This window comes from Kineococcus esterisolvens, assembly GCF_050871405.1.
Taxonomy (GTDB): Bacteria; Actinomycetota; Actinomycetes; order Actinomycetales; family Kineococcaceae; genus Kineococcus.
This window is the reverse complement of record NZ_JBJLRI010000153.1, coordinates 1-914: the sequence shown is the minus strand read 5'-3', so window position 1 is coordinate 914 and position 914 is coordinate 1. Positions and strand designations below refer to the sequence as shown.

Genomic DNA, 914 nt, shown 5'->3' with positions numbered 1-914 from the left:
GCGGTAGCCGTCAGTGCCCGCGGGTGATCCACTCGTCCAGGTGCGGGGCTTCGTCGCCGATGGTGGTGTCCTGGCCGTGGCCGGTGAGCACGCGGGTCTCCGGGGGCAGTTCCAGCAGCACGTCGCGGATGGAGTCGATGATCGTGTCGAAGCTGGAGAAGGAGCGCCCGGTGGCGCCGGGGCCGCCGGCGAAGAGGGTGTCGCCGGTGAAGACGGTGCCCAGGGCCGGGGCGTAGACGCACACCGCGCCGGGGGTGTGCCCGGGGGTGTGCAGCACGTGCAGTTCGGTGCCGGCCACGGTCAGGACCTGCCCGTGCACCAGGTCGACGGTGGCGGTGCGCGCGTCCTGGTCCGGGTGGGTCAGCTCCCACACCTGCCGGTCGGCGGGGTGCAGCAGCACCGGGACGCGGTGCTGCTCGGTGCTGAAGCGCTCGGCGAGCTCGGGGGCGCGGCGCACGTGGTCGTCGTGCGCGTGGGTGCACAGCACCGCCAGCAGGCGGCGGTCCCCGATCGCGGCGGCGATCGCGTCGACGTCGTGGGGGGCGTCCAGGACGACGACCTCGGAGTCGTCGCCGACGATCCAGACGTTGTTGTCGACGTCGAAGGTCTGCCCGTCCAGGCTGAAGGTGCCGGAGGTGAGCAGGTGCTCGACGCGCGCGGTGCTGCGCGCGTTCACTGGTCCATCACCACGACGCTGCGCAGCACGTCGCCGCTCTTCATGGTCGCGAAGGCTTCCTCCACCTCGCCCAGGCCGATGCGCTCGGTGACGAACGCCTCCAGCGGCAGGCGCCCGTTGGCGTGCAGCTCCAGCAGGGCGGGGAAGTCGCGCTCGGGCAGGCAGTCGCCGTACCAGGACGACTTCAGCGCCCCGCCGCGGCCGAAGACGTCCAGCAGCGGCACGCTCAGCTGCATCT

Annotated in this window: 1 protein-coding gene and 1 pseudogene; both read right to left on the bottom strand. The window is 72.4% G+C overall.

Annotated features, from left to right (window positions below):
* Nucleotides 1–10: 10 nt before the first annotated feature.
* Nucleotides 11–676: an MBL fold metallo-hydrolase gene (locus ACRYR8_RS21195; RefSeq protein WP_432486243.1), complete on the bottom strand. Its 666-nt coding sequence runs from the start codon at nt 674–676 to the stop codon at nt 11–13.
* Nucleotides 673–914, bottom strand: a pseudogene (locus ACRYR8_RS21190) (S-(hydroxymethyl)mycothiol dehydrogenase); the annotation flags it as partial. The pseudogene ACRYR8_RS21190 and the gene ACRYR8_RS21195, both read right to left, overlap by 4 nt.